Genomic DNA, 20,748 nt, shown 5'->3' on the forward strand with positions numbered 1-20,748 from the left:
ATCACCCAGGAGATGGCACTGAGCCGCTGGCACCGTGTAGCAGAAAGGCACGCAATGACAATGAGCGACGAGGAGACGACCGTGCCGCCGGTACGCGACTGGCCCGCCCTGGACCTGACCGGGGTCGACTTCGACCCCGTCCTGTCCGCGTTGATGCGCGAGGGGCCGGTCACCCGTATCAAGCTTCCCAACGGCGAGGGCTGGGCCTGGCTGGTGACGCGATATCACGACGTACGGCTGGTGACTAACGATGCCAGGTTCAGCCGCGCGGCAGTGGTCGGCCGTCAAGTAACCCGCTTGGCACCGCATTTCATCCCGGCACCGGGCGCAATCAGCTTCGTCGACAGGCCCGACTACGCGCGGCTGCGCAGGGCGGTCAACGCAGCACTGACGCCACAGGGAGTCGAGCGAATGCGTACAAGCGCTCAAAACAAGCTCGACGAGCTGGTCGACAAGATGCTGCGCATTGGGCCCCCTGCCGACCTCATCGAACAGGTCCTGATCCCGTTCCCGACCAACGTGATCTGCGAGGTCATGGGCGTACCGACCGCCGACCAGGCCACCTTGCATGCCTGGACACAGTTGATTCTCTCTTCCACGCACGGACACAAGGCCAGCGAACAGGCCAAACGTGACATGGAGACGTACTTCACCCAGCTGATCTCCGAGCGCCGCGGGTCCACGGACCAAGACATCACCTCGCTGCTCGGCGCGGCAGTGAGCCGAGGCGAGATCACCGAGGAAGAAGCGGTAGCACTCGCGGGGCCCATCCAGATCGGCGGCGAGGCCGTCACCAACAACACCGGGCAGATGCTCTATATCCTGCTCACCCGACCTGAACTGCTCGACCGGCTGCACGCTCAGCCAGAACTGCGTCCGAAGGCTCTTGACGAGCTGCTGCGCTTCATCCCACATCGCAATGCCGTCGGTCTTTCCCGAATCGCACTGGAAGACGTCGTCATCGGCGGTGTACGGATCCAGGCGGGCGACCCAATCTACGTTTCTTATCTGGCCGCCAATCGTGACCCTGACATCTTTGTGGACCCTGACCGGATCGACGTCGAGCGTGACCCCAACCCGCACCTGTCATTTGGGCACGGACCGCACCGCTGCCTGGGCAGTGCACTGGCGCGAATGGAGTCGGAGCTACTTGTAGACACCCTCCTTGACCAGGTGCCAGGACTTCGGCTGACGGTTCCAGCCGATGACGTGCCCTGGCGGCGCGGCGCGCTGATCCGAGGCCCCGAAGCTTTGCCCGTCACCTGGTGACCGGGCCCATTCGGCCCGAAGGACTGGTAGTGAGCGACCCTGTCGGGGATCTTGAGATACCCGGGCGCGGACCGCATGATGCGTCGGCTTGGTCAAGGCCGTTGACCTGCCAGGAGCTGACGGTGTTGTTCGGGATGGATGTGGTGCCGTCGAAGATGGAGGCGCTGTGGTCGAAAGCGAAGCGCCTGGTCGCCGGGGGCTGGCTCGCCGAGCGGCAGCCGGGCTGGTTCACGCTGGTGGACGCGTCGCGTCGCCGTCAGAAGGCTGCTAGAAGTTTGCTGAAGATGTTGCCTGGTCAGCGGGTGTTTTCGGGGCGGCGGCCCCTGCCGCTAGGGGGTGGCAGGGGCGATGGTCCAGGTGGTTTCGGTGTGGGTGAGTCCGAGGTTGATCAGTCGGCGGAGGTTGAGGGCAGCGGCCCGGGTGTGGAGCCAGGTGTCGTTCTTGAGGGTGCCGTAGTAGCGCAGTCTCCGGTTGCCGTGGGCGACGAGCCAGGCGACGCCACGTTCGACGGGTGGCCTCCAACGCCGGTAGGCAGCCTGCCAGTCGGGGTCGGTGGCGGCCTGGCGACGGGCGGCGGCCTGCTGGTCGTGGTGCAGGCGGATGGTCAGGATCCGGCCCAGCTTGTTCCTCGTGCACCGGTCTCGCAGCGGGCAGTGGGTGCACAACTCTCCGAAGAAGGCTTTGCGCTGGAGATACTGTCCGCTCTGGTCGCCGAGCGGGACGGTGTGGCCGACCGGGCATGTCACCGTTGCGGCAGCGGTGTCGATGTGGAAGTCGTCCAGGGTGAAACCGCCGGGGACGGCGGGCTTGAGCGGGGCGGGTTTGCAGAAGATCTGGTGTCCGGCTGTGGTCAGGGCGGCCCGGTGGTGGTGGCCGGAGTAGGCGGTGTCCCCGAAGACATCAAGCGGCCCGGTCTCATCGGCCAGCAGGTCCAGCGCGACAGTTCCCTCGGCGTGGTCGGTGCCGCTGCCCGGACGTAAGGCGACCGCAGTGAACAGCCCGGTTTCCGGCTCGAAGGCGAGATGGCCTTTGAAGCCGTCGGTCCGCTGGTGGGTGGTCTTGTGGATGTGCCTCGCCTCAGGGTCAACGGTGGAGATGACGCGGCCGGGGGCGGTGCGCCGGGCAATGCGCCAGCGGCCGTCGCTGCCGTCGGAATCCTCAGGGGGCTCGACGTCCTGGCCAGCGACCAGGGCCAGGATGCCGACCGCGTTCGCGGCTTTCTCGCCCAGGTTCTGTTCGGGCAGGTGGGCCAGGACCTGGAGGGCGTCGGTGACCAGGGCGTCGGCGAGTTCGGCCCGCGCCTTCTCGTCGTCCCAGGCGATCTTCGGTTTGCCGGGCCCGGCGAGGTAGTCGTGCCCGGTGCACCGGTCCTTCACGGTCTCGGTGCCGCCGGGGACCTCGCGGGCGACCCGGCGGATGGCGGAGATGAGCTGGGTGACGGTGTCCTGGGTGGCCACCGCGTCCTGGAAGACGGTGGAATCCAGGGCCCGCCGGTGGCGTCCGCGCAGGATTCCGGTGGCCTCGATGACCTGACAGACTGCGGTGAACACGCGGTGCGGGTCGCGTGAGTGCTGCAGCCGGCGCCGGAAGTAGGTCAGCAGCGAGGAGTCGAAGCCGCCGTCCAGCAGGCCGAGTCCGCACGCGGCCTTCCACCGCAGGTCGCAGCGTAGTTCCTGGACGGCCTCCGCGTCCGACAGGCCGTTCAGGACCTGCAGCACCACCACGGTGGACAGCACCTGCGGCGGATAGCTCGGGCGCCCGTTGGGCGAGGGGTACATGTCCGCGAACATCCCCGCCGGGAACAACACCTCCCGGTGCTCGGCCAGGAACGCGAACACACTCCGCTCGGGGATCAACTCCCGGCAGGTTTCCCACACATCAGGCCCGACCGGCACCCCGGCCCACTCACCCTGCATAACTACCAGACTGGCCCCGGACCGCATGATCCAGGACCAGAACAGCCGAACATTTTCAGTGATCTTCTAGTACTGCAACGGTGCTTGCCGTGACTGGTGGGCAGGTGTCATGGGCTGTGTCCGCGTCGTTTGTAGTGACTGGTGCGGGCCTGGTGTTGGCGCCGGCGTCGCCAGGTCGACCAGTGCAGGACGTGGTCGAGAGGCGGTGGCTGGCGGTGGTTGAGGCGGGTGATCAGGCGTCTGATCTCGGGAAGGCTGAGATGGATGTGCTGGGAGGATCCGTTTCTGCTTTGTCCGTGTCGAGTTCGCGGGCCCGCAGGGCGGTGAGGCAGGCGTGGGCGGCCATGGCCAGGGTCATGTGGCGGTGCCAGCCGTCGTAACGTCGGACCTGGTAGTCGTCCAGACCGCACTCCTGCTTCGCGCTCTGGAAGCATTCCTCAACCGCCCACCGGCTGCCCGCGACACGGATCAGTTCGTCCAAAGTGGTGTCGGCAGGGCAGTAGGCGATGCAGTAGGAGATCTCCTCGGGCCTGCGGACGCTGCGGCGGGCGATGACCCAGTGTCGGCGGTCTTCGCGATGCCAGGGCCGGACCTCGACGCGGGCCCAGTCATAGATCCTCTGTCCGTGGGCGCCCTGGCCGCACGAGCGGCGTTTCCATTTCTGCGGTGGCAGGCCCGGGAACAGGTCGTGGACGGGATGGTCGATGGACCAGCGGGTGACGACGGTGTCGTGGCGGGTGGTGGCCATGACATGGAAGACGTCGGCCTGATCCAGCTCGAAGCGCCAGCCCTTGCTGTAGCCGTAGGCGGCGTCCGCCGTCACCCACCCGAACGGGATCCTGTCGGTGACCGCCCGGCGGGCCATGGCCCGGGCCATGGCCACCTTCGTCTCGAAGGCAACGCTGTCGTTGATGCCGGCCTGCCGGCACCTTTCCCGGTCGTCGGTCCATGACGCGGGCAGATACAAGCGGCGGTCGATCAGGGTGCGTCCGCGGCTGGTGGCGTAGGCGAGGAACACACCGATCTGGCTGTTCTCGGTGCGTCCGGGGGCTTGTACGTGAATAACTGTCAGAGTTGACCTGTCGGACGAGCTGTGGTGGGAGGCTGGAGCATGGCTCTGCCTTCGCAACATCGCATCTCCGCCGCTCCGTTGAAGGCTAAGTTTGATCGGATCCTGCCTCACCTCGACGAGCGGCGCCGACGGCTTTACCTGGCCAGTGAGGCTGCTGCGCTCGGCCACGGTGGAATCACCGCGGTGGCTGCCATCTCCGGCGTCAGCACCGCCACCATCGTGCGTGGCATCGCTGAGTTGGAAGCGCATACGGCGCCGATGTGCCGCAACCGGGCTCCAGGGGCCGGACGCAAGCCGTTGACGACGACGGATACCGGACTGCGGCCGGCGCTGGAAGCTCTGATCGAGCCGCGTACCCGTGGCGACCCGGTCTCCCCGCTGCGCTGGACGACGCTGTCGCTGCGCACGCTCGCCTCGTGTCGGCGTACACGTGATCGTGCTCAGTCTCGTACGCGTGAAAGTGCTCGCTTCCTGATGCGTTGGAGGCTGTAGCCCGCCAGTCTGCTGATTGTTCTGTTCGGGGTGGCGGAGGGGCGGTAGACGGTGGTCTTGGACCCGCAACGCTGGCTGGAGTTGAGGCGGTTCCGCGGTCTGCACGAGTCCGGGGCGATGAGCTTGTCGGAGATCGCGAAGGAGTTGGGGATCAACCGCCGGACGGCCCGGAAGTATCTGTCCGCTCAGGCCCCGATCGCGCCGCCCCGCCGCACGTCGAACGGCCGGCCCCGCAAGCGGGTGGTGGACGAGGTCGCGCCGCTGATCGACGCGATGCTAAGGGCCGAGATCCTGATCAAGGGGGCGGTGATCCATGAACGTCTGGGCCAGGAGTACGGATTCACTGGCAACTACCAGCGTGTGAAGCTCTATCTGCAGGAAGCCCGGCCCCGGATCGCGGAAGAGTTGGGAATCAGCCCAGGCGAACTGGCCGGGCTGCACCGCCGGTTCGAGGTGGTCCCGGGGGCCCAGGCCCAGGTCGACTGGGGTGACGAGGGGAAGATCCTCGCTCACATGGGCGTCCCGAAGGTCTACTCCTTCCACATGACCCTGTCCTACTCGCGTGATCCGTTCTGCTGCTTCACCACCAGTCAGGACCTGGAAACGTTCTTCGACTGCCACCGCCGCGCGTTCGCGCACTTCGGTGGGGTGCCGATGACGATCGTCTATGACCGCACCAAGACCGTCGTCCGCCGGCACGTTGCCCCCGGCGAAGCGGTCCCGCTGCATCCCGAGGCCGTCGCCTTCGCCGGGCACTATGACTTCGATGTCGATGTGCTGGCCGCCTATCGGCCCACCGGCAAGGGCCGGGTCGAGCGGCAGGTTCTGATCGTCCGCGACCACGTCCTGGCCGGGCGAGCGTTCTCCTCCGTCGAGGAGATGGACGCTGCCTTCGCCGCCTGGGTGCCGCTGCGGCGGGCGAAGGTGCACCACACCCACGGCGAGGTCATCGGCCATCGTGCTGCCCGTGACCACATGGCCCTGCGGCCACTGCCTCAGACACCGTATGTGGTCACTCAGCGATACCTTCGGCACGTCGGCAAGGACTGCCTGGGCGCCTTCGACGCGAACCTCTACTCAGTGCCGGCCCGCAAGGTCCGCCCCCGCCAACTGGTCGAGATCCGGGCCACGAAGTCCCAGGTCACGCTCCACTCCACAGACCCCGACACCGCAGGGCAAACGCTGCTGGCCACCCACTCCCGAGCGGTCGGCCGCGGCGCCCGCATCGTGGATGAGAAGCACTGGGAGGGACTGCCCAGAGGCGACAACCGGCGCGTCACCACAGGCGATGTCCCGACACGGCCTCGCCATCAGGACACCTTGAGTGCCGAGTCCGGGCCGCTGATGGCCCTGCTGACCCGGGCCGCAGCCACCAGCATCAAGGTGGGCCGCCGGCCCTTGTCGGTCTATGACGAGCTGACCGGCACCCGCCCCTTCACCACCAAGTCGACCCCGGAGGACCCCCGTTGAGCGAGCTGGTCAGCACCCGCATCCGCACCACGGCCGCCAAGCTCGGCCTGCCCCACCTGGCCGAAGCCCTCAACGAGTACGCCCAGCGGGCAGACGAAGGCAAGATGGGCTACCTCGACTTCATCGACCTGGTCCTGGCCGAAGAACTCGCCGTCCGCGACGACCGCCGCTTCCGCCAGGGTCTGCGGACCTCGAAATTGCCACACCACAAGACACTGGACGACTACGACTTCTCCTTCCAGCCCGAACTCGACCCGCGCAAGGTCAAGGACCTGGCCACGCTGTCCTTCGTCGAGGCCAAGGCCAACGCCGCTCTGCTGGGACCACCCGGAGTCGGCAAGACCCACATCGCCGTCGGGCTCGCGGTCGCCGCCTGCCGGGCCGGCTACTCGATCTACTTCACCAGCCTCGACGACATGGTCCGCAACCTCAAGGCTGCCGAGGCTGTCGGGCGTCTGACCAGCAAACTCCGCACCTACCTGCGACCAGGCGTCCTCGTGGTCGATGAGGTGGGCTACGAGCCCCTGGAACGAGCCGAGGCCAACCTGGTCTTCCAGGTGATCTCGAAACGATACGAGAAGGGGTCCATCATCCTGACCTCGAACAAAACCTTCAGCGAGTGGGGTCAGGTCTTCGGCGACGAAGTCCTCGCCACCGCAATCCTCGACCGCCTCCTGCACCACTGCGACGTGATCGCGATCAACGGCCCCAGCTACCGACTCAAGAACCGACTCCAAGCCATCGAGCGCGACACCGACGCAGCCTGACTACTGGGCACTTTCAAACGTACACAGCTGAGCAGTTCGGAGAGAACGCGGACACCTCGGCCCTGACCGCACAGGGCCACCCCGTCAGCGCCACGACCGTCGGGCACCTGCTGCACGCCATGGGCTACAGCCTGCAGGGCACCGCCAAGACCACGGAGGGCGCCCGTCACCCGGACCGCGACGCACAGTTCACCCGTATCAACGACACTGCTGCTGCCTTCCTCGACAGTCACCAGCCGGTGATCAGCATCGACACCAAGGCCAAGGAGTGGCTCGGTAACCGCGACCGGCCCGGACACACCTGGCGCCCCGGCAAGAACCCGATCAAGGTGGACTGCCACACCTTCGTCACCGATGGGATGCCAGTCGTCATCCCCTACGGAATCTACGACCTGGCCACCAACACCGGCTGGGTCAACGTCGGCACCGACCACGACACCGCCGAGTTCGCGGTGGAGTCCATCCGCCGCTGGTGGCGGCACCGCGGACGAGCCGACCACCCCGATGCCACGCGGCTGCTGATCACCGCTGATTCCGGCGGCTCCAACGACCCTCGTCGCTGGACGTGGAAGAAGCACCTGCACGCCTTCGCACGCGAGAGCGGGCTGGAGATCACGGTCAGCCACCTACCACCTGGCACATCAAAGTGGAACAAAATAGAACACCGGATGTTCTGCCATATCACCGCGAACTGGCGAGGACGGCCGCTGACCAGCTACGAGGTCGTCCTGGAGACCATCTCCACAACAACCACCACGACCGGGCTCTCGATCGGCGCGGGACTCGACACCGGCAGCTATCCACTTGGCGTGACCATCCCGCCCGCAGAGTTCCGCGCCCTGCCAATCACACCGAGCACGTTCCACGGCGACTGGAACTACACGCTCGCACCCGCCCCACCCATGCCTCCCGAGGCACCACGAAGTCGTCTCCGGATCGAACCCGCTCTCACCGAACTGCTCACCGACCCAGCCCTGACGGGCATGGACCGCTCCGACTTCGACCACCTCGTGGCGGTCTCGGAACCGTACTGGGACGCCCTGGCCGAGGCTGCCTTCCAACGACGCTTTGCTTTCACCGTCCGCGCGGCTATCTCCACCCGCAGATCAGCAGCGTCGACCACCTCCACCGGCTCCTGGCAGCCATCTTGCGCCGCCGAAGGGCCGTAACCATTACGTTCCTGGCCCAGTTGCTGGGAGTCAATCGCACCAACCTGTCCATCCAGTACCAGGACGCAAAGCGGCTCCTGGACCTGCACCGGGTCCTCATCACACCTATACCCGGATCGGCCGCCCGCACATGGGAACAGCTACACGCCCGAGCGGCTCCCACCCAAACCCGTCGCTGACAGTTATTCACGTACAAGCCCCGGCGGTGCCGGAGTACTGCCGCTGCACACCGGCCGAGCGGATGCCCTTCTTGAGGAAACCGGTGTCATCGACGATTAGGACGGCATCCCGGTCTCCGAGGTGTTCAACGACGTAGTCGCGCACATCGTCCAGGACCTCGTCGGCATCCCACTCGATCCGGTTCAGCAACCGGTGGATACGGTCAGGGCCCGTGTGTCCGGCCTCTTCCGCGAGCGTCCAGCCGTTCTTCCGCTCCGGCGGAGCAATCAGCCCCCGCATATAGGCAAGCGCCGACTGTCGCGGCTCCTCCCGGCTGAACCGGTGCACGAACCGCCCATGCACCGCGCCCAGTTCCCCGGCCCACAATATGACATCAGCGAGGTCCCCACCCATAACCAAACCAACGACAAAACTGGCCACCAGTCACGGCAAGCACCGTTGCAGTACTATAGCTTCCGGGCGTACCCTGACGGCTCAGGATTCGTTAACCCACGTATGACATGTGCGCAGCCGATGACCGAGTGGGCAGAGGCGGTATCTCTCGCTCGCAGGCAATCGCCGTTCTACCATCGCCTCTATCAGCAGGTTCCCGACCGGCCCAGGTATCTGCACGAGCTGCCTGTGATCGACCAAGGGGACTTCTGGACGGCCTGCCTGCGTAACGGCAACGAGGTTCTGACCGGTCCGTTCCACGAGGGCATCGCGGTGAGTTCGGGCGGCACCTCCGGCAAGCCCAAGACCAGTCTGTACTCCGCCGGCGAGCATCGCGCGGTCGTCGCCGCGATCGCCGCCGGTATGACCAGCGCGGGACTGCGGCCAGGTGACCGGGTGGCGAACCTCCTGACTGTCGGGGCACTCTCCCTCAGCTTCGTGCACATCACACACGCGATCCACGACGGCAGTGTGCCTGTGGTGGAGTTGCCCATCGCCAGCCACGCCGACTGTGAGCGCGTCGTCGAAATCCTAGCGGCCCATTCCGCCACCGTGCTGGTCGCCACCCCGAGCACTCTGATGCATGTCGCCACTCACCTGCGCCAGCACGGGCACGCGCTGAACTCCCCGCGCCTTGCGCTCTACGCGGGCGAGCCCCTCTACCGCGATCAGCGATCCCTGTTCGGCGAGGCGTTCCCGCAGGCACAGCCGTACCCGTTCAGCTATGTCAGCTCCGACATCGGCGTCGTTGCGATGCCCGTGATGAGCCAGGACGACCAGCGGCTGTACCGGGCCCACACCGCTCAGGTGATCGTGGAGATCATCGACTCCGATACCGGAGAGCCAGTCACCCGACCGGGCCGTCCCGGCAGGGTTGTGGTCACCAGCTTGCTGCGGCGCCTTATGCCCGTTATCCGCTACCCGGTCGGCGATATGGCGGAGTGGAGCGACACGGGCCCAGGCCACCTGCGGCTGCTCGGCCGCAGCAGCGGACACGCCCGCATCGGAACCGCCAGGCTTGACCTGGATGTCTTGCTCAGCCACATCTACGACATCATCGAGGAGCCGGAACCGCCTTCGGTGCAGATCGTCTTTCGCCACCACCAGGGAAAGGACCAGCTTGTCGCTCGCATCGCCGCCAACGTCCCCGATCCCGAACGGTCCTCCCGCCTTCTCCAGGACCGCTTCCGCTCCACCCAGCCCGAGTACCGCTACCCATTGGAAAGAGGAGGCGTCCACCCACTCGCTGTGGAATGGGTCTCCGTCGGCCAGTTGGCGGTCAACCCCAGGACCGGCAGAATCCTCCCCACCGTCGACGAACGTGACCCCACCCATTCCTGAAAGCTGGGCCTTGACCCCGGAGTTTGGACTCGGGCTTATGCGGCTTGGGGAAGTGTAGTTGACGGTTCGTTGAAGAGGTTTTCGTAGGCGAGTGGGGAGCGTTGTCCGAGGCGGGAGTGACGGCGGATGGTGTTGTAGCGGCTCGCCCAGCGGAAGGCCGCGAGTCTCGCGTGGCGGGCAGTCGGCCATGCCTTCGCGCCCTGGAGGGTTTCCCGCTTCATGGCCGCGTTCCAGCTCTCCGCGGCGGCGTTGTCCGTGCTGCTGCCCACCCCACTCATGCTCTGGGTCACACCCGCCTTCGCGCAGGAATCGGCGAACGCGGTACTCGTATATTGGGATCCGTGATCGCTATGAAAAATGGTGTCGTTGAGGCTGCCACGGGTCCGCTCGGCCGCCGCCAGGGCGTCGACGACGAGTTCGGCCCGCATGTGATCAGCGATCGCCCAGCCCGCCAGGCGGCGTGAGCACAGGTCGATGACCGTCGCCAGATACAGCGGCTTCGCGCCGGCCACGGGCAAGTACGTGATGTCGCCGACGTACTTCGTGTTCGGCACCTGCGCGGTGAAGTCACGGCCGATGAGGCCGGCGGCCTTCACGGCGGCCTGATCCGGGATGGTGGTGCGGTGTTTCCTGCGCAGGCGCAGGCCGGCGAGCCCGATGCCACGCATGATCCGGGCGATCTTCTTGTGGTTCACGTGCTCGCCCCGGTCACGGAGCTCGGCGGTGATGCGCGGGACGCCGTAGGTGCCGTCCGAGGCAGCGTGGACGGTGCGTATCCGGGCCGCGAGCTGGGCGTCGGCGGCCTGGCGGGCGGCCCGCGCGGGCGCGGTCCTGCGCCAGTAGTAGAAGCTGGACCGGGCGATGCCGAGGATGGTGCACAGCCGCTTGATGCCGTAGCGGCGCTGGTGGTCGGCAACGAACTGGCAGCGGTTCACCAGCGCGTCTCCCCGGCGAAATACCGGGCGGCCTTGCGCAGGATGTCGCGTTCCTCCTCCAGCTCGCGGATCCTCTTGCGCGCGGCGGCGAGTTCGGCCTCCACCGGGTTTTGGGGCTCGGCCGCCGCGGCGGCCCGTGTCGGCGAGTGGGCGCCGGGGCGCCGGCCGTCCGCCGCACGGATCCAGTTGCGCAGCGTCTCCGTGTTGACTCCGAGGTCCTCGGCGACCGACTTGATCGTCGCCCCCGGCCTCGATCGGTACAGCGCGACCGCGTCCGCCTTGAACTCGGCGGGGTAGTGCTCCATTGCCATCTGTACGGGACTCCTGACCACCCAGACCGTCAAGATCCAAGTGTCTCTGGTGTCCAAACTCCGGGGTCAGGGCCCCGGGACATCCTGCGCAAGGCGGCCCGGTATTTCGCGACGGAGACGCGCTGGTGAACCGCTTCCAGTTCGTTGAAGATCACCAGCGCCGCCACGGCGTGAAGCGGTTGTGCCAGGTGCTGGGCATCGCCCGCTCGAGCTTCTACTACTGGCGCAAGACCGCCGTCGACCGTGCCGCCCGTCAGGCGGCCGACGCGAAGCTCGCCGCGAAGATACGCGCCGTTCACCGGGAGTCGGACGGCACCTACGGCGTCCCGAAGGTCACCGCCGAACTCCGTGAGGACGGCGAGCATGTCAACCACAAGCGCATCGCGCGCGTCATGCGCACGATCGGCCTGGCCGGCGTCCGTCTGCGCCGCTGGCCCCGCACCACCGTCCCGGACCCGGCCGCCGCGAAGGCCCCGGACCGGATCGGCCGCAACTTCACCGCCGAGGAGGTGAACACCAAGTACGTCGGCGACATCACGTACTTGAGCGTCGGCAGCGGGAAGTTCTGCTATCTCGCGACCGTGATCGATCTCGCGTCACGGCGTCTGGCGGGCTGGGCACTCGCCGACCACATGCGCACCGAGCTGGTCATCGATGCCCTGGCCGCTGCCGAGCGGACCCGGGGCAGCCTCAAGGGCGCCTTCATGCACACCGATCACGGGGCTCAATGCACGAGCAGGGCCTTCGCCGACGCCTGCCACCGCGCGGGCGTGCTCCAGAGCATGAGCGCCGTGGGCAGCTCGGCGGACAACGCCGCCGCGGAGAGCTTCAACGCGACCTTCAAAAGGGAGACATTGAAGGGCCGAAAGGGCTGGTCAAGCGAGCGCGAGGCCCGTCTCGACGCGTTCCGCTGGCTCCACCGATACAACACCCGACGGCGACACTCCCACCTCGGACACCGCAGTCCCATCGCCTACGAGACAGCCTCCGCAACAACATCAACTACGCTGGCCGAAGCCGCATAAGCCCGTGTCCAGGACGCGGGGTCAAGGCCCACCGTCCGCACCCCCTACAAGCACCACCGCATCCAGCCGCCGGCCTACCAGCGGTTCAACCGCGTACATGCCCGCCTCCGCGCCCCGGGCGAACGAGCCTTCGCCCGCCTGAAGTCCTGGCGCGCTCTCCGCAGGGCCAGATGTGCAACCAACCGCATCGGACGGATCGTCGCCGCCGTGCACACCCTCCTCACCTGCAGCTATTCAGGATGAAAGAGGTTCAGTAGACGAAGGTCGCGTTCGGGATAGCCATTCGAAGGGTTACATCGGAGCGGCGCATATTAAATGCTCTGATCAGGAAGAGGTCAGTCCTGGCAATGGAGCCGGGGAGATTTCGAAAGAGGAGCAGCCTTGAATGGTCTCTCGCGTTCTGTGGAACGTGGCCGGAGGTGGTAGTCGTCGGTATTACTCCAGCGAGCGCCGTCGGCCGGTCACAGCTGTAATGCCCGGCGCCTGACGTGGTTCTGCGGACCGTCAAGTGGAATGTGCCGCCAGGTGTTGGCCCGTCTGCTACGACCACTTTCACCTGTATCGCCCCGGGTGGCACCACCGCTACCGAGGCGCTCTTCGGTGACTGCACTGCCGTTGCCGGCCGACGGGGTATCACGAAATCCGTGCGGCGTTTATGAGGGCGGGCGGGTAGGGGTTCGACGATCGCCCCAGGGCTGAAGCCCGGGTGATCGAAGGAGTCCCATGCCCGATTGAGGTGTCCCCGCTGCCCCAAAGAAACCTTCCCTATGGGACCTCGAGCGTCCTGTGAGAACCTGTGCCTGCCGAACGATTCATCGCGATTGAACAGCACAGGTGATGACGAGACAAATTACCAGTGGCCTCCCGGCCGTAGATCCACCAAGGAGTAAACAAATGGCCCGCACCAAGCGAACACTCACTGTCGCGCTAGCGGCCGCAGCTGTGGCCGCGACCGGCTTCACCGGAACGGCGGCCGCCGCGCCGGCCGCAAAGCTGGCGGGGGTCCGCTGCGTTGGCACCTCGTTCTCCGGGACCCTGAACACCAACATGGCGATCTGCAACAGCGGCTACACGGTGACGATGCAGGACAATGGCGATCTCGTGCTGCGCCGCTCAAACGGCAGCCCCTGCTACGCGAGCGGTACACGTGCCCCGGGCGATGCCTCGGCGACCTTCAACAAGACCCTGGTCGGGCCGCCCTACCTGGACATCAACAGCGTGTCTCAGGGACAGATCGGCAGGGTGTGGGGCGCGCATAACTTCACACAAATGGGCACTAACGCGAGTGTGAATAACAAGGGTGAGTTCTATGTCGGCTACAAGAAAGTCGGCTACTGCTGAACGTCTGACCCGCCACGTGCCCGGACCGTAGGAAGCAGCGGAGGCAATCAGTGGGCCCCATAGCTGTCGCAGTGCCCGCCAGCTGTTCCGGACACCGCCGTAACGAGGCGTGATACACCTCGGGGAGCGGGTGCGCCATCGCCAGAGGAATGGTGGCGGCCAGGTGGTCATGACGCGGCGAGGATCCTGGCCGTTGTGCTGGTGTTCTCAACGCACCCGCGCCACGCCCGAGGAGCCTCGCCCGGTCCCGTAGCCATTGCCGTGCTCGAGTCCCGAATGGGGTGGTCGAGCACGGCTGGTGGCTCCTCTATGCTCGAAGGTATGGGCTGAACTCGCGCTGGTTCAGGCGTGGTTGCTCCGAGGGCTTTCCTCGTGCTCGTACCTTGCAAGGGGGTCCGGCCGGGGGCCGCCGCCGCTGGAGCGCACATCGGCGAAACGGTGGACGTACCGGGCGGCCACGCGCCCAGCCAGTACGACGCCATCAAAGCCCACGACCTCAACGAGTTCCTGGTCCTGGACAGCACCAGGTTCAGGACCGACTGTATTGCCGCACCCGAGCCGTACTGCTGGCAAAAGGCCGCGGGGCACGGGCGGCTCAGTGCCCAGAGGTGAACAAAACAAGTCGTCTGGGACGAGTCTGACCCGGCCCCGCCCTGCGGGCAATCCGCCCCGTCTGTGAACGCCCAATGACAGGACATCTGAAGAAGAGGTGAGGGTGTTTAACGGGTCTCAGAATCCTTGGACGGAACACATCGGCACGCGGCCGACCTCTGTGGGTCTCCAATGTCCACCAATTTGAAATCACGCTACGTATGATCCCGTTGCTAGCGGGTTCCTATTACTACAGGAGGGCGCATGACCGCCGTGGATGCCCCCCACACTGGCGCGCTCGCGTCCACCGCGGCGGCCGCTCTATCAGGTCGTCGCTGATGATGTTCTGCGCCGCCTGACTGAGCATCAGCCACCGAGGTCAGCTCCTCGCGCCGCTGACATAGCCCGCACCTATCGCATCCCCATCGGTACGGCGGAGTTCGTGCGCCGCGCTGTGAACACGCGGCTCCGCCCGCTGACCCACCATCCCACCGAGCCGGGCGGTGGTGCAACAGCCGGATTTCGCCCCGCATGGCTTCGTGTCGCCGACGACCTACGTGACCGTGTCCGTACCGGACACCTCCGAGGCAGGCTTCCCGCCCGCGCCTTTCTTGCTGCTCAATACGGCGTCTGTGTCGAGACCGTGAGCAAGGCCGTCCAGGCATTGATAGAGGAGGCGCTCCTGGCCACAGCTGGTCGTCACCATCGCACCTATGTCCCTGAGAGCTCGTAACACGATCACGATCGGTTCTTCTTGAGGCGTCGCCAGCAGATGAGCGCACACGCCAGGGAGACGAACGCGTCGTGGAGCTCGGTGCGGCGTTTGAGGCGCCCTGCGTTTCTCGGACAGGGATTTTACGGGATTTCTATGCTGTCGCCTGCAACTCTTCGTACTCGGCGTGAACTTCTGCGGGGGTTCGGTAGCCGAGCGCGGAGCGGAGACGTCTGTGATTGTAGAACATCTCAATGTATCGGACGATCGCCCGGTGAGCATGTGCACGCGTGGGGAACGAAGTTCGGTGCACGAGCTCGTTTTTCAGGGCACCGAAGAATGATTCTGCCAGGGCGCAATGCCGTGACTCTGTTGGTGATCTCCAGTGTGCGTCGGCCGTAGCCCCGAGGAGGGTGTGGAGGCGGCTTGATCGGGTTCGGCCGCGGGGAGTCTGCGTAATCCAGTCGGCGGTGCGGGTGAGGTTGCAGGCCATCGCGGTGAAGACGTGCTGGTTGTGGGTCTTGGCAAGGCCGCGGTAGCGGGTGCGCCGCAGGCCGTGCCGCCGCACGTTCTGGGACAGCGTGGCCTCGATGCCGGAGCGGATGGCGTAGCGGCGCTGCCTGTCCGCGGTCTTCTGGTCGAGCCGGTTCTGGGCCTGGATCTCGTGCAGGGGACGGGGGAGCACGGCGATCGAGCGGGGGCGGTCGGCGGACTTGGTGCACGAGGCGCGGTCGGGGCAGGGCAGGCAGTCGGCTCGGGCGAAGCGGAACTGCAGGTACTGGTGTTCCTTGATACGCAGGGTGTGGTGCCCGCCGCTGGCCTTGCCGCGCGGGCAGACAGCGTGGTCCTGGTCCCAGTCGATGGTGAACGCGGACTTGCCGAAGCCCTCGCCGCTCTTGGCCTGCCGGCTGTGGTCGGCGACGATCGGGCCGAGCAGAGTGATGCCGTGCGTCTGCTCGGCGCGCTGGACGCGGGCGGGGGTGATGTAGGCGGCGTCGACTATGTGCTCGTCGGGAGTACGGTCCGAGTGGGCCATGTCGTCGTGGATCTGCTCGGTGAGCTGGCCGTCCTGCACCGGGGCGATGGTCGTGGAGGCGTGGACTACGAGTTCGGGCCGTTCTTGATCACAGGTTTCGGTGAAGTGGACGCGGTACCCGCTCCACTCCGTGCCGTTCTTGGTGCAGTAATGCGCGTCGGGCGGATGCGGTGCAGGGAGTCGATCTTCCAGTGGTCGCGGACGAGTCGGGCCGGCATGCCCGGCGCTGAGATCGGTGACCGCGTAGAGGGTGGTGATGGTGGTCTTGCCGGTCTTCACGTCGGTGCGGCGGCGCTTGATCTGGACAGCTTGGCAGGCGCCGGGGAAGAGGAGGTTGTTCACAGTGGCGACCTTGATCCAGCGGACCTCCGAGCGGCCGTGACCGACGCCCTTGGTGCGGCCTTGCAACGGAATGTCCTTCCAGGCCAGGGCTTTGAGCTGCTTGCGCAGCGTCATCTGGATGCCCTTGACGACCGCGATGTAGTGGGCGCCGCGGCCCAGAAGGTAGTCGGCGTGCTCGCCCTGGATGTGCAGCGCGTCGCCGGTGACAACGGTGCCGACCAGGTCGGCGACGGTGTCCAGCAGGGGCTGGAACCGGCTCGTCTCGCCCGTCCGCTCGCCGACGTCCAGCTAGACCAGGGCCAGGACGGTGGTGTGCTCCAGCGCGGCAAGCAGGTCCATCTTGCGGCCGGTGGCCCTGCCCGCACCACGCAGGCTCTTGCCGTCCACGGCAAGTCCCCGCAGCCCGGCCGCCGCGGGGCGACGGTCCGCGAGCCAGCGGCCGACTGCCCAGTCCAGTGCGTGACCGTCCCCTCGGGACAGTATCCGGCGCACCGCCGTCTCCGAGGGCAACAGCCGTGCGCGCAGCAGCGGATCGGGGCGCGCCCCGAGCTGGGCGAGTACCGGCGGCGGCGCGTCGGCGATCCACTCGCCGACGGCCAGCAGCGATCACGCCCCGGCCAGCACCGCGCACGCGGTGAGCGCGAGAACCACGGCCAGCGCATGGCGCACTCCGCGTGCAGCACGCGGGTCGGGCACCTCGGCGAGCCGCTCCAACAGACCCGGAACCTCGTCGGGGACGACCTCAGGACGCCTGTGGAGCTGGTCAAGGGCGGGCGGGATCAGGGATGATGCATCGGCAGGGCACGAACTTCCACTCAGCAAACGGTGGCCATCCCCCTTCATAGCGTGGAGGTGTAACTGAACTGAGCCGCCCCGAAGTTCTCGGACACTCAGCCTTTTCCAACCTCACGCTGATGCGTGGTGAAGGACGAGGACGGCCTTCACCACGTCGGTGATTCGGTTGGTGCTGCAGCGGAGCTTCCGCAGGAGGCGCCAGCCCTTGATGGTGGCCATGGCCCGCTCGCCGAGGCAGCGGATCTTGGCGTGGGTGGTGTTGTGGCGACGCTTCCATCGCTTGGACGGCGGCCCCGAAACGGAACCCGGACGGATCCGCCAGCGCCTTGATATGCCTTGTCCGCCCAGCATTTGAGCCCCGCATCGGCGAGGGCTTCGATGATCCCGTGCCGCCGCGCGGCGGTCAGGTCGTGAGTTGTCGGCGTACACGTGAGCGTGGCCCTGACAAGATTTCCGGTCACCGTCGGCGATCTTCTGCTCGTCGAGAAGCCGGCGGGTGGCCTTGATGGCGTGGTCGGCAGTGACCGGGTTGACGCCGAGTAGGCCGCCCAGCACCTTCTGCGGGCAGACCTGCCGCAGGTAAATGATGGTGACCAGGACCGCCTCGTCCCGGTCCGACGGCAGTGCCCGGTTACGGTCGGCGGTGGCGACGCACCGACCGTCCCGAAGGACGTAGCAACGTTCCTCAGTGACAGCCTGCTGGGCAGGGGGCAGACGGGTGCACAGCGTCTGGAGCTCCTCGTGCGTCATGCCGGTCAGGCGCGGGTCGGCCAGTATGACCAGGGCCTGTTTCGAGTTCGCCCAGCGCAGGGGGAAGCGGTACGCGACCATCCTGCCCTGGTGGAAGGGGCGGGGTGCCGTAGAGCTCAGGCGCTGGCTCTGCGCTCATCCCGTCATCGCGGTCAACTACGGCGACGGCTTGCCGGCCTGCTGCCGCGGCATCAATGACGGTGCGCGCTGACTCTCACCGACATCACCAACGCGGCGACGGCGTTGCTACTGGGGGTGGTTGAGCAGGGTGGTGAATGCGTCGGTGCCTTCGGCCACGCTGTGGCCGAGGGGGGCGTCGAAGTCCCAGATCAGGAAGAGGAGGAAGGCGATGAGGGCGCTGTAGAGGCCGGCGAGGAGGAGTTCGCGGGGGGTGCGGCGGATCTGGAGGGTGAAGACGAGTCCGATGGCGACGATGGCTCCGGTGATCAGGCCGAACCAGACGACGGCGGGCATCGTTGCTCCGGCGCTGGCGCCGCGGGTGGTTCGGGCGGTGTCGACGGCGGCGGCCTGGTCGATGAGGGGCTGGTAGGACTGCATGTCGTGGTCGTTGCGGGGCTGGTAGGCGGTGAGGTCGGTGCGGAGTGTGGCCAGGAGCTGGTCGCCGTGGTCGGTGAGCTGGCCGGTGCGGAGCATGGTGCGCCATTCGGTGTCGACGACGTAGTCGGCGTAGGCGGTGACGTCGGTGCGGATCCGGTCGAGGGCGGCGGGTTCGTATACCTGGGCGCGGGTGGTGATTTCGTGCAGGGCCTGGGCTTCGGCGAGGGTGTTGGCCTGTGCGGAGTTGCGTGCTTCCCATACGCCGGCGATGGCCAGACCGAGGACGATGGCGTAGATCACGCCGATCATCATGGTCATGTACTCGATGACGTCGGGGGTTTCGTTCGGGTCGTCGTCCTCGCCGATTCTGCGCTGGCGCCAGATGGTGATGGCGAGGACGACGGCGCAGACGGCGGCCATGGCCAGACTGAGGGCGATCCATTGGTTCACGTTGTGTTCTCCGGTCGGGTATGGGCTTGGTCAGCGGCTGGATCCCCCCCCGCCGAGGAACGCGAGCGCAGCGCGGCTGCGGCCAGGACGGCGGGGGCGGTGAGGAGCAGCATGGAGGTGACCGGGGAGGTGCTGCTGTCGGCCTTCTTCTTCGCGACGGGCCGGTAGGCGGGAATGCGGCGGGGCGCGGGCGGGGCGGGCTGCGGGCGGGGTGGCGGGGAGGTGGGCGGCCGGTGGCGCAGGGGTGGGAGCCGGTGCTGCGATGTGGCGGGCGGGCGGTGGCGTGGGGCGGGGCTGGTGGGGCGTTGGAGGGGGTGGAGGCGCGGGGTGCCGGGGGCGGGGCGAGGGTGGGGGTGGGCAGTTGAGGGTGATCTCGGCTCGGGCGTGGGGGGTGCGGGCCTCGATGTGCCAGCAGCCGTGGGAGGAGGTGATGACCGCGCTGGCGCCGTGGGCTGTGGCGCTGATGTGCGGATGCGGCGGGTGTGGCCAGGGCGGGGCCCCGTTGGTGGTGTGTGCGGGGGGCGGCATCGGCAGCGGCGGAGGGGGCTGGGTGGGTTGCGCGGTGGGCTGGGTGCTTGAGCCGGGTGGGGGCAGGGCGTGGGCTGGGATGGACAGGATGAGTGGGGAGATCATGCCGAGCAGGGCGGCGGCAAGGCACTGCCTGGTGGAGAGGCTGTGCCGGGCCCGGGAGCGGCGGGAGGGGGGTGGTGGCTGCGGCATGGGATGTTCTCCCTTGTGGTGCGTGTGGCCAAGGCTGATCGTGCGGGGTGGGAGGCTGTGAGGCGGGCCGTATCCGTGCCATGCCGCGGGGCATGTGGGAGCGGCGCCGGTGCGCGGTGCTGCGCGGCGGGTGGCGGTCGGGCGGTGTGCTGCGGGATACGTCAGCGGCTCGGGGGCTGGGGCTGGTGGAGTTCGCGTGGTGGTGCGAACCGCTGACCTTCGGTGGCGGCCACGATGTGTTCGATGTGCCGGTAGCCGTGGCTGTAGAGGTAGCGGCGGATGGCGTCGACGACGTATTCGGGTACGGAGGCTCTGGAGGTCAAACCCACGGTTTCGGTATCGGTCAGCCATGTTTCGTCGATGTCGTAGTGGCTGTCGACGAGGTGGGCGCGTCGGGCGCCGTGGGCGAGGGCGACTTCGACCAGGCGGGTCGAGTTGGAAGAGGTCGCCGACCCGGCGACCAGGACCAGGTCGCAGTCGGGGGCCATTTTGCGTACGGCGTGCTGCCGGTTTTGGGTGGCGTAGCAGATGTCGTCGTTGGGGGGTGCGGAGAGGTGGGGGAAGCGCTGGGTCAGGACAGCGACGGTGCGCAGGGCCTCGTCGACGGAGAGGGTGGTCTGGGAGAGCCAGACCAGCTTGTTCGTGTCGGGAACAGTAACCGTGCGGGCGTGGTCGGGGCTGGTGACCAGGGTGGTCTGGCTGGGGGCGTGGCCCAGGGTGCCGGTTACTTTTCGTGGCCTTCGTGGCCGATGAGGAGGATGTGGTAGCCCTCGCTGGCGAAGCGGACGGCTTCCTTATGCACTTTGGCGACCAGCGGGCACGTCGCATCGATGACGTGGAGGCGGCGGCGGGCGGCTGTGTCGTGGACGGCGGGAGCCACGCCGTGGGCGGACAGGACGACGGTGGCGTTTTTGGGGACGTGGTCGACGTCGTCGACGAAGACGGCTCCCCTGCCGCGCAGTTGGTCGACTACGTGGGTGTTGTGGACGATCTCGTGTCGCACGTAGAGCGGTGCCCCGTGGTGTTGCAGGGCGTGTTCGACGGTTTCGATGGCGCGGTCCACCCCGGCGCAGC

14 protein-coding genes and 8 pseudogenes are annotated in these 20,748 nt (G+C 67.0%); 11 read left to right on the top strand and 11 right to left on the bottom strand.

Features of this window, described 5'->3' with window-relative positions:
• Window positions 1–60: 60 nt before the first annotated feature.
• Complete coding sequence (locus tag OG965_RS38660) at window positions 61–1,269, top strand: cytochrome P450 (protein WP_371656750.1); 1,209 nt, start codon at window positions 61–63, stop codon at window positions 1,267–1,269.
• Between the two features lie 329 nt (window positions 1,270–1,598).
• Here the strand turns inward: OG965_RS38660 and OG965_RS38665 are convergent, their stop codons facing one another.
• Together OG965_RS38665 and OG965_RS38670 are read right to left on the bottom strand one after the other, a co-directional pair.
• Window positions 1,599–3,185 (bottom strand): IS1182 family transposase, encoded by a 1,587-nt coding sequence (locus OG965_RS38665; RefSeq protein ID WP_371656751.1) that lies wholly within the window; start codon window positions 3,183–3,185, stop codon window positions 1,599–1,601.
• Between the two features lie 232 nt (window positions 3,186–3,417).
• Window positions 3,418–4,230: pseudogene (locus OG965_RS38670) on the bottom strand (IS701 family transposase); the annotation flags it as partial.
• A gap of 66 nt (window positions 4,231–4,296) precedes the next feature.
• Here OG965_RS38670 and OG965_RS38675 point away from each other — a divergent pair.
• The 4 genes and pseudogenes from OG965_RS38675 to OG965_RS38690 all read left to right on the top strand — a co-directional run.
• Window positions 4,297–4,689, top strand: a pseudogene (locus OG965_RS38675) (ISAzo13 family transposase); the annotation flags it as partial.
• 111 nt (window positions 4,690–4,800) lie between these two features.
• Window positions 4,801–6,219 carry an IS21 family transposase gene (gene istA, locus OG965_RS38680; RefSeq protein WP_371656752.1) on the top strand — a complete coding sequence of 473 codons (1,419 nt, stop codon included), beginning with the start codon at window positions 4,801–4,803 and terminating at the stop codon, window positions 6,217–6,219.
• Window positions 6,216–6,986 (top strand): IS21-like element helper ATPase IstB, encoded by a 771-nt coding sequence (gene istB / locus OG965_RS38685; RefSeq protein ID WP_371656753.1) that lies wholly within the window; start codon window positions 6,216–6,218, stop codon window positions 6,984–6,986. Before istA ends, istB begins: the two co-directional genes overlap by 4 nt.
• A 56-nt stretch (window positions 6,987–7,042) precedes the next feature.
• A pseudogene (locus OG965_RS38690) lies at window positions 7,043–8,471 on the top strand (ISAzo13 family transposase); the annotation flags it as partial.
• On the opposite strand, the pseudogene OG965_RS38695 reads toward OG965_RS38690, so the two are convergent.
• A pseudogene (locus OG965_RS38695) lies at window positions 8,354–8,728 on the bottom strand (transposase); the annotation flags it as partial. The pseudogenes OG965_RS38690 and OG965_RS38695 overlap by 118 nt on opposite strands.
• A 120-nt stretch (window positions 8,729–8,848) precedes the next feature.
• Here OG965_RS38695 and OG965_RS38700 point away from each other — a divergent pair.
• Window positions 8,849–10,108 (top strand): phenylacetate--CoA ligase family protein, encoded by a 1,260-nt coding sequence (locus OG965_RS38700; RefSeq protein WP_371656754.1) that lies wholly within the window; start codon window positions 8,849–8,851, stop codon window positions 10,106–10,108.
• A 35-nt stretch (window positions 10,109–10,143) separates the two neighbouring features.
• On the opposite strand, the gene OG965_RS38705 is transcribed toward OG965_RS38700, so the two are convergent.
• A protein-coding gene (locus tag OG965_RS38705) for an IS3 family transposase (protein WP_371656755.1) occupies window positions 10,144–11,354 on the bottom strand; the annotation gives its coding sequence in 2 pieces (ribosomal slippage) (window positions 10,144–11,054 and window positions 11,054–11,354; 1,212 coding nt in all).
• Between the two features lie 75 nt (window positions 11,355–11,429).
• Here OG965_RS38705 and OG965_RS38710 point away from each other — a divergent pair.
• From OG965_RS38710 to OG965_RS38730, 5 genes and pseudogenes are all read left to right on the top strand, one after another.
• Window positions 11,430–12,379, top strand: a pseudogene (locus OG965_RS38710) (IS3 family transposase); the annotation flags it as partial.
• An 18-nt stretch (window positions 12,380–12,397) separates the two neighbouring features.
• Window positions 12,398–12,622: pseudogene (locus OG965_RS38715) on the top strand (transposase family protein); the annotation flags it as partial.
• Between the two features lie 651 nt (window positions 12,623–13,273).
• Window positions 13,274–13,720, top strand: a complete 447-nt coding sequence (locus OG965_RS38720; protein ID WP_371656756.1) for a hypothetical protein — start codon at window positions 13,274–13,276, stop codon at window positions 13,718–13,720.
• Between the two features lie 372 nt (window positions 13,721–14,092).
• Window positions 14,093–14,332, top strand: a complete 240-nt coding sequence (locus OG965_RS38725) for a hypothetical protein (RefSeq protein ID WP_371656757.1) — start codon at window positions 14,093–14,095, stop codon at window positions 14,330–14,332.
• Between the two features lie 256 nt (window positions 14,333–14,588).
• The gene (locus OG965_RS38730) at window positions 14,589–15,044 is read left to right on the top strand and encodes a GntR family transcriptional regulator (protein WP_371656758.1); all 456 of its coding nucleotides are present in this window, start codon (window positions 14,589–14,591) and stop codon (window positions 15,042–15,044) included.
• A gap of 133 nt (window positions 15,045–15,177) precedes the next feature.
• Here OG965_RS38730 and OG965_RS38735 read toward each other — a convergent pair whose 3' ends face one another.
• The 7 genes and pseudogenes from OG965_RS38735 to ispH form a co-directional block, all read right to left on the bottom strand.
• Window positions 15,178–15,516 (bottom strand): IS3 family transposase, encoded by a 339-nt coding sequence (locus OG965_RS38735; protein WP_371657174.1) that lies wholly within the window; start codon window positions 15,514–15,516, stop codon window positions 15,178–15,180.
• Window positions 15,505–16,515 (bottom strand): annotated as a pseudogene (locus OG965_RS38740) (transposase); the annotation flags it as partial. The gene OG965_RS38735 and the pseudogene OG965_RS38740, both read right to left, overlap by 12 nt.
• A gap of 174 nt (window positions 16,516–16,689) precedes the next feature.
• The gene (locus tag OG965_RS38745; protein WP_371656759.1) at window positions 16,690–16,893 is read right to left on the bottom strand and encodes a hypothetical protein; all 204 of its coding nucleotides are present in this window, start codon (window positions 16,891–16,893) and stop codon (window positions 16,690–16,692) included.
• A gap of 114 nt (window positions 16,894–17,007) precedes the next feature.
• Window positions 17,008–17,244 (bottom strand): transposase family protein, encoded by a 237-nt coding sequence (locus tag OG965_RS38750; protein WP_371656760.1) that lies wholly within the window; start codon window positions 17,242–17,244, stop codon window positions 17,008–17,010.
• Between the two features lie 63 nt (window positions 17,245–17,307).
• Complete coding sequence (locus OG965_RS38755) at window positions 17,308–18,027, bottom strand: hypothetical protein (protein ID WP_371656761.1); 720 nt, start codon at window positions 18,025–18,027, stop codon at window positions 17,308–17,310.
• A gap of 165 nt (window positions 18,028–18,192) precedes the next feature.
• Window positions 18,193–18,954, bottom strand: coding sequence for a hypothetical protein (locus OG965_RS38760; RefSeq protein WP_371656762.1), 762 nt, complete (start codon window positions 18,952–18,954; stop codon window positions 18,193–18,195).
• 881 nt (window positions 18,955–19,835) lie between these two features.
• Window positions 19,836–20,725 (bottom strand): annotated as a pseudogene (gene ispH / locus OG965_RS38765) (4-hydroxy-3-methylbut-2-enyl diphosphate reductase).
• Between the last annotated feature and the right edge of the window lie 23 nt (window positions 20,726–20,748).

This window comes from Streptomyces sp. NBC_00224 (assembly GCF_041435195.1).
GTDB lineage: Bacteria > Actinomycetota > Actinomycetes > Streptomycetales > Streptomycetaceae > Streptomyces.

What these genes read in the sequence shown, in the direction of transcription:
- OG965_RS38660 (WP_371656750.1), top strand. Translation starts at nt 61, where the DNA reads ATGAGCGACGAGGAGACGACCGTGCCGCCGGTACGCGACTGGCCCGCC.
- OG965_RS38665 (WP_371656751.1), bottom strand. Translation starts at nt 3,185, where the DNA reads ATGCAGGGTGAGTGGGCCGGGGTGCCGGTCGGGCCTGATGTGTGGGAA.
- OG965_RS38700 (WP_371656754.1), top strand. Translation starts at nt 8,849, where the DNA reads ATGACCGAGTGGGCAGAGGCGGTATCTCTCGCTCGCAGGCAATCGCCG.
- OG965_RS38720 (WP_371656756.1), top strand. Translation starts at nt 13,274, where the DNA reads ATGGCCCGCACCAAGCGAACACTCACTGTCGCGCTAGCGGCCGCAGCT.
- OG965_RS38730 (WP_371656758.1), top strand. Translation starts at nt 14,589, where the DNA reads ATGCCCCCCACACTGGCGCGCTCGCGTCCACCGCGGCGGCCGCTCTAT.
- OG965_RS38735 (WP_371657174.1), bottom strand. Translation starts at nt 15,516, where the DNA reads ATGGCCTGCAACCTCACCCGCACCGCCGACTGGATTACGCAGACTCCC.
- OG965_RS38750 (WP_371656760.1), bottom strand. Translation starts at nt 17,244, where the DNA reads ATGAAGGGGGATGGCCACCGTTTGCTGAGTGGAAGTTCGTGCCCTGCC.
- OG965_RS38755 (WP_371656761.1), bottom strand. Translation starts at nt 18,027, where the DNA reads ATGGTCGCGTACCGCTTCCCCCTGCGCTGGGCGAACTCGAAACAGGCC.